Raw genomic sequence first — 6,443 nt, forward strand, 5'->3', positions numbered from 1 at the left:
TGCAACGCGAGACAATCAATCTGGAATTTCACCGCCTCGAACAGGTGAAATCCCGCGAAAGTCCAGTCTAGACTCGGTTTTGACCATATTGAAAGCGCATCAGGCATTTTCCTGCGTTATCGCGCGAAAACGCAGCAGCCCGTGATGCACGAGCAGATCCTCGTCATGGCGGGCTTCGGCAAATTCCAGCGACAGTCGTGTCTGGCCGCGAGAGCCAATCGCCAATGCTGCGTCGGCAAGGCGCGCCTGGATGGCGGCCATGATGGCTAGCGTTTCGGCGTCGCCATGGGCTTTCGACCAGACATGCAGCGTAATCAACTGATCATCAGTGTTCTCGGTGCTCGTATCCCAGTCGAAAGCAGAGGTCTGGCCGCAGGTCACGTACGGAAAAGCGGCATTGTCGGTTGGCCGTTCGAGCAGTCCGGCGCCGCCCAGCAAGGCCGACAGCGATGCATCGCTTTTCAGCCTGAGAAACAGTGCCTGCTGTAAATCGTCTGGCGCGGTCATCGTCTTTTCCTCCAGTTCCTGCGCTGCCGATTATTGCTTTTCGGAAGCTGTCCGCGTTCTGCGTGTTCTGACAGATATAGCCATTCGACGCGCGGAGGCGATGGCGATTCGTCATCGGAATGATGGATGCCGATGATCTCGAAAGGGCGACTTTGCCAACACCATCGTCCGCGGGCACCGCGCCGCGAACATGGACTCTCGATTCCTGGTTACATATTCTCGCTACAGGGTCGCATGACGATCCACGAAGCAATTTCGGAAGCTGATGATGCTCGATGCAGAAAAGACCAGGGCTGCCTCGCGGTTGTTGGTAGGCCACTGGGACCAGGGCACCCGTCTCGGCGCCATACCTGAGGCGTTGCGCCCACAAACACGGCTCGAAGGTTACGCCATCCAATCGCATGTCCTGGATCGCTCGGCGGCCTCGCTTTTCGGCTGGAAGATTGCCGCGACCAGTGTGGCCGGACAAAGGCACATCAATGTCGACGGCCCGATGGCCGGACGTCTCCTGGCCGAAAAAGCGGTGGAGGTCGGCGGGACCGTTTCGCTGGCGACGAGCAAGATGCGCGTGGCCGAGATCGAGTTCGCTTTCCGCTTCGGCCGCGAGTTGCCGCCTCGTCCTGCGCCCTATGAAATCGCCGAAGTGATGAAAGCCGTGGCGACCTTGCACCCGGCGATCGAAATTCCGGACTCACGCTATGACGATTTCTGCGCCGTCGGGGCGCCGCAGCTCATTGCGGACAATGCCTGCGCCAATCTGTTTGTCATCGGCGAGGCGGCGGAAGACGACTGGCGCGGCGTGGATCTTGCAAAACACCCCGTGGTCGCGTCCGTTTCCGAAAGGTCGCAACATAGCGGATCGGGAGCGGCCGTGTTGGGCGACCCTCGCGTCGCGCTCACCTGGCTCGTCAACGAGCTGTCGGGCCTGGGCATAGCGCTCCAACCGGGACAGGTGGTGATTACAGGCACCTGCGTGACGCCGATAAGCGTCGAGGCAGGCGACGAAGTCACCGGCGATCTCGGCCGGTTTGGCCGCGTCTCGGTGCGGTTTGTCTAGGCTCCGCGCTGCCTGGCCACGAAACTGCGCACCGCCAGCACCAGCACGGTGATGATGATCAGGATCACCGAGAGCGCGGCGATCGCCGGGTCGATGTTGTCGCGCAGGCCCATCCACATCAGCCTCGGCAGGGTGATGGCGTTGACCGAGGTGATGAACAGGGTGACGCCGATTTCTTCCCACGACAGCACGAAGGAGAGCAGTGCCGCGGTGATGATGCCGAACTTGATGTTGGGCATGATGATGCGGGTGGCGCGCTCCCACACAGTGGCCCCTAAGCCCCGCGCGGCAAGGTCGATGCGCCGGTCGAGCTGGCTGAGCGAGACCAGCATCAGCACGGTGGCGAAGGGCACCGTCATCACCGAATGCGCCATGGCGACGCCGAGCCATGTGTCATAGCCGAAGAACGTGCTGAAGCCCGAGATCGAGGTCAGCAGGAAGTAGAGCGTGATCGCCGAGACCACCGGCGGCACCACCATCGGCAGCAGCACGAAGCCGACCAGGGCCGCGGTGAAGCGGGGCTGGAACATCCAGACGCCGAGGCTGAAGCACAGCGCGAGCACGGTTGAAAAGGCGCTGCTGACGACACCGATGCGGATCGAGAGCAGGATCGATTGGAGCCAGCGCGGGTCCTCGACCAGCGCCCGGTAGTGGCGCAGCGACAGTTCGCCCGACGGCATCGCCAGCATGCGGCTCGGCGTCAGCGACACCGGGATGACGGCGAGCAGCGGCATCAGCAGGAACAGCGCCACGAGGGCGGCGATGATCAGCGAGACGGGACCGGGGCGGTAGGTCGGCATCAGATCAACTGCTTCGGTCTGACGTATCGGAACAAAAGCGCCATCAGCGCGCCGACGAACAGCACCAACACGACGCTGATCGCCGCCCCCAGGCCCCAGTCCGGGCTCTGGAAGATCCTGAGATAGATCAGCTCGGCGATCATGACGCTGCGGCCGCCACCGAGGATCGCCGGCGTGACGAAGAAGCCGAGCGAGAAGACGAACACGATCATCGCCGCGCCGATGATGCCGGAGCGCGTCATCGGCACGAACACTGTCCAGAAGGTGCGCATGCGGCTGGAGCCGAGCCCGCGCGCGGCCAGGAGCACGCGGTCGTCGAGGCTGCGCATAGCCGATGCCAGCGGGAAGACGGCGAAAGGAATGAGGAAATGCGTCATGCCGACGATGACGCCGAATTCGTTGCGCACCAGCGCCAACGGTTCGGAAATGAAGCCGATCGCCTGCAGCCAGCTGTTGATCAGGCCGCGATTGGAGAGCAGCGCCACCCAACCGAAGGCACGGGTCAGCACGGAAATCCAGAAGGGAACGAGAATGCAGAACTCGGCGACCAGGCGCTGTGCCGGGGTTCCACGCACCCAGACGACGGTGATGGCGTAGGCAGCGGCCACCGAAACCACGGTGACGACCGCCGCGATGCGCAGCGTGCGGATGAACACCGACTGCACGAGATCGTCGGTAAGCAGCGCCTCATACTGGCCGAGGCCGGGCGTCGGCAGCGTGAAGCTCCATTTGACGACGCCGAGGAACGGCCAGGCATAGGCCAGGACAAGAAACAGGAGCAGCGGCGCCATCAACAGCGCCGCGCCCATCCTGTCGGAGAGATAGGATCTCATGTCGACCCGATTACCCCTGCCCTGATCAGGCCGAGATGATCTTGGTGTATTCGTCGAGCGCCGGCCCGTAGTTCTTGGCGTACCAGTCCATGTCGAGCGCGATCTGCTTCTTCATGTTCTCGGGATCGACCGGGTTGATGCGCTTCTTGTCGGCAGGGATCAGCGCGTCTGCCGCCGGGTTTGCAGGACCTTGGCCGAGCTTGTCGAACATGACCAGCTGCTTTTCAGGGTCCTGGGCACTGGCGATGAACTTCATCGCAGCGTCCTTGCCGCCGGGATTGCCCTTGAGCACGGCGAGCGCACCGGGCGAGATCAGGCCCTGGTCCCAGATGAACTTGATCTTGCCGCCGCTATCCTGCTCGATCAGTGAAGCGCGGGTCGACCAGACGATTGCCATCGAGGCCTCGCCATTGAGCAGCACGCTCTGACTTTCGGCGCCGCCACCCCAATAGGCAACGACGTTTTCCTTGAAGGCGGCGATCTTGTCATGGGCGCGCTTGAGATCGAGCGGGTAGAGCGACGCAGGCGCGATACCGTCGGCGAGCAGCGCCGCTTCCCAGCTCGACACGCCCCATTTGTAGAGCGAGCGCTTGCCGGGGAATTTCTTCACATCGAAGAAATCGGCCATGCCGGTCGGCGCGTCCTTGCCGTACTTCTCGGAATCATAGGCGATGACATAGGAGAAGAAATAGGTCGAGGCGGCGTATTCCCAACCAAAGCCGGGCCGCATCTTCTTCTTGTCGACGATGTTGTAATCGATCGGCTCGAGAGCCCCTTGGGCGCCGAGCGTGATGGCTGAGAACGGGTCTACGTCGACGAGATCCCAAGTCGGCGCGCCGCTCTTGAATTGCGCGGCGATGGCACCTTCGGTCGGACCCGAACCGTCCATCTTGACGGTGATGCCGGTGTCCTTGGTGAAGGCCTGGCCATAGGCGGCATCGTAGGCGGTGATGGCATCGCCACCCCAGTTGACCAGCACAAGTTCCTTGGCCTGCGCAAAGGCACCTGTCGAGCGCAGCAGCATCGGCGTGCCGGCCAGCACGAGTGCCGCCAGCTGCGTGAACTGCCGGCGCGAAATCTCGCCGCGACCTGCCCTGGCGGACAGGTTCTCGATGGCTTGTTTTTTGGTGTCATGTGTCATGTCAGTTCCCCTTTTTTGTTGTTGATAGTGCCGGAATCGGTGCTGCGATATCTCGCCACACCGTTCGTCATTGCCCTCCATGCGGAAGGAGGAAACCCTTTTCCGCCGGCCAGGTGAGCCAGACGGAGTTGCCCTTGCTCAAGGCCGCGGCAGCCACCTCGTTGGGCACCGAGACCGTGACCTTGGCGCCTTGCCGCGTCGTCAGGTCGAGCCGCGTTGCAGCACCCAGATAGGTGGAGTTGGTGGCGGTAGCGGCGATGCCATTCTCACTATCTGCCGCCTCGCCCGATATCGACATGTATTCCGGCCGGATCGCCAGGATTGCATCGCCTTGTACCAGCTCGGCCTTGCAGCCCATGCTGATCGTGCGGTCCTCGCACAGGCCCGTCGAGCCATTGCCGGCGGGCCTGACCCCCTTCAGCGGCAGCATGTTGATCTCGCCGAGGAACTCGGCGACGAAGCGGTTGTCCGGCCGGTCGTAGACCTCGTCGGGCGGTCCAACCTGCAGCAATTTGCCGTGATTGAAGATGGCGACGCGCGACGACAGCGCCAGTGCCTCGCTCTGGTCGTGGGTGACGAAGACGAAGGTGGTCCCGGTCTCCTGGTGCAGCCGCTTCATCTCGGCCTGCATCTGTCCGCGCAGGCCCTTGTCGAGCGCGGAAAACGGTTCGTCGAGCAACAGCACGCCCGGTTCGAACACCAGCGCGCGGGCCAGCGCCACACGCTGCTGCTGACCGCCTGACAATTGCGCCGGCAGTTTTTTCTCGTGGCCCTTGAGGCCGACGCGCTCGATCATCTCGCCGACACGGCGCTTGATGTCGGCGGCCGATTTCTTGCGCACCTTGAGTGGGAAGGCGATGTTGGCTTCGACGCTCATATGCGGGAACAGCGCGTAGCCCTGGAACACCATGCCGGCGGCACGTTGCTCGGCCGGCCGGTCGGTGATGTCGACGCCGTCGCTGAACAGCTTGCCTTCGGTCGGCTGCACGAAGCCGGCAAGGATCATCAGGAAGGTGGTCTTGCCCGAACCGGACGGCCCGAGCAGGGTCAGGAACTCGCCACGGCCGATATCGAGCGACAGATTGTCCAGCGCACGGAACGAGCCGAAGCTCTTGCCGATCCCGATTGCCTTGATCTCTGCGGCACGGCCGGGTTGCTGCATACTGCCCTTTCCCTAACGCTTGTCGAAATCGTAGGCAGGGTGCCGGCTCACCGCAACCGAATAGTTTTCGCGTGATCGGCAAATTTCATTCATCTATGGCGAGATGTCGCCAACTGCCCTCAATACGGCAGAATGCGGTTCTCCTGGAGTTTCGACCGCAGCCATCCTGCGAACGCTTCCAGAACCGGATGCGAAGCCTTGGCGTGTTCGGAGACCAGGAAATAGGAGCGCGGCGACTTGATCGCGATGTCGAACGGCCTGACCAGCCGGCCCTCGCTCAGCGCCCGCCGGCTGGTCAGTTCGTCGCCCATGGCGATGCCCTGGCCGGCAATCGCCGCCGAAAAGACGAGGTTCATGTCCGAAAAGAAGATGCCGCCCTCAATGTCGGGGTTTTCCACCTTGGACAGCGCCAGCCAGCGTGCCCAATCCTCGGTGTCATCGAGATGCAGCAGGTTGGCGCGCAGCACGTCCGACGGCCGGGAAAAACCGCCGACCTTGTTGAGCAGCGTCGGGCTGCAGAGCGGCGTGAACGAGATTTCGCAGAGCGGCTCGACCGCCCGGTTCGGCCAATTGCCGACACCAAACGCAATGAAGGCATCGGCATCGGCATTGCTGACATCGTCGAGCCGGCGCGGCGTCAGGATGCGCAGCGCCACGTCAGGATACATCTGCCGGAACTCGCCGATATGGGTGCACAAGAACAGCGAGGCGAAGCCGGGCGTGCAACTGACGGCGAACGAGCCGCCGACTCCGGTGCCGGCATCGCGCGTCACCGCGTCGCCCAGAACGGTGAGCGCCTTGCGCACATCGCTGGCGTAGCGCTGGCCGCGCGGCGTCAGCGCCACGCCCTTGCCGATGCGTTCGAGCAGGTCGAAGCCGAGGTCGCGCTCCAGCAGGCGAAGCTGATGGCTAACAGCGCTGCGGGTCAGGTGCAACTCGTCGG

The 6,443-nt window shown here is 63.0% G+C and carries 7 protein-coding genes; 1 reads left to right on the plus strand and 6 read right to left on the minus strand.

Annotation, left to right across the window (positions count from 1 at the left end):
• Positions 1-99 precede the first annotated feature (99 nt).
• Positions 100-507: a DUF3168 domain-containing protein gene (locus tag EOB59_RS16170; RefSeq protein ID WP_127810924.1), complete on the minus strand. Its 408-nt coding sequence runs from the start codon at positions 505-507 to the stop codon at positions 100-102.
• Between the two features lie 268 nt (positions 508-775).
• Between EOB59_RS16170 and EOB59_RS16175 the strand changes: the two genes are divergently transcribed.
• Complete coding sequence (locus EOB59_RS16175) at positions 776-1,564, plus strand: fumarylacetoacetate hydrolase family protein (RefSeq protein ID WP_127810925.1); 789 nt, start codon at positions 776-778, stop codon at positions 1,562-1,564.
• Here the strand turns inward: EOB59_RS16175 and EOB59_RS16180 are convergent.
• From EOB59_RS16180 to EOB59_RS16200, 5 genes are all read right to left on the minus strand, one after another.
• Positions 1,561-2,364: an ABC transporter permease gene (locus tag EOB59_RS16180; protein ID WP_127267595.1), complete on the minus strand. Its 804-nt coding sequence runs from the start codon at positions 2,362-2,364 to the stop codon at positions 1,561-1,563. The two genes, EOB59_RS16175 and EOB59_RS16180, sit on opposite strands and share 4 nt — an antisense overlap.
• Positions 2,364-3,197, minus strand: coding sequence for an ABC transporter permease (locus EOB59_RS16185; RefSeq protein ID WP_127267594.1), 834 nt, complete (start codon positions 3,195-3,197; stop codon positions 2,364-2,366). Before EOB59_RS16185 ends, EOB59_RS16180 begins: the two co-directional genes overlap by 1 nt.
• 25 nt (positions 3,198-3,222) lie before the next feature.
• Positions 3,223-4,338 carry an ABC transporter substrate-binding protein gene (locus tag EOB59_RS16190; protein ID WP_127810926.1) on the minus strand — a complete coding sequence of 372 codons (1,116 nt, stop codon included), beginning with the start codon at positions 4,336-4,338 and terminating at the stop codon, positions 3,223-3,225.
• Positions 4,339-4,405: 67 nt separating this feature from the next.
• The gene (locus tag EOB59_RS16195) at positions 4,406-5,500 is read right to left on the minus strand and encodes an ABC transporter ATP-binding protein (RefSeq protein ID WP_128288788.1); all 1,095 of its coding nucleotides are present in this window, start codon (positions 5,498-5,500) and stop codon (positions 4,406-4,408) included.
• Positions 5,501-5,619: 119 nt separating this feature from the next.
• Positions 5,620-6,443 (minus strand): LysR substrate-binding domain-containing protein (locus EOB59_RS16200; RefSeq protein WP_128288789.1); only part of this gene is annotated, 824 nt, incomplete at its 5' end.

The sequence above is a fragment of the Mesorhizobium sp. M7A.F.Ca.MR.176.00.0.0 genome (assembly GCF_004023165.1).
Lineage (GTDB): Bacteria > Pseudomonadota > Alphaproteobacteria > Rhizobiales > Rhizobiaceae > Mesorhizobium.

What these genes read in the sequence shown, in the direction of transcription:
- EOB59_RS16180 (WP_127267595.1), bottom strand. Translation starts at nt 2,364, where the DNA reads ATGCCGACCTACCGCCCCGGTCCCGTCTCGCTGATCATCGCCGCCCTC.
- EOB59_RS16185 (WP_127267594.1), bottom strand. Translation starts at nt 3,197, where the DNA reads ATGAGATCCTATCTCTCCGACAGGATGGGCGCGGCGCTGTTGATGGCG.
- EOB59_RS16195 (WP_128288788.1), bottom strand. Translation starts at nt 5,500, where the DNA reads ATGCAGCAACCCGGCCGTGCCGCAGAGATCAAGGCAATCGGGATCGGC.
- EOB59_RS16170 (WP_127810924.1), bottom strand. Translation starts at nt 507, where the DNA reads ATGACCGCGCCAGACGATTTACAGCAGGCACTGTTTCTCAGGCTGAAA.
- EOB59_RS16190 (WP_127810926.1), bottom strand. Translation starts at nt 4,338, where the DNA reads ATGACACATGACACCAAAAAACAAGCCATCGAGAACCTGTCCGCCAGG.
- EOB59_RS16175 (WP_127810925.1), top strand. Translation starts at nt 776, where the DNA reads ATGCTCGATGCAGAAAAGACCAGGGCTGCCTCGCGGTTGTTGGTAGGC.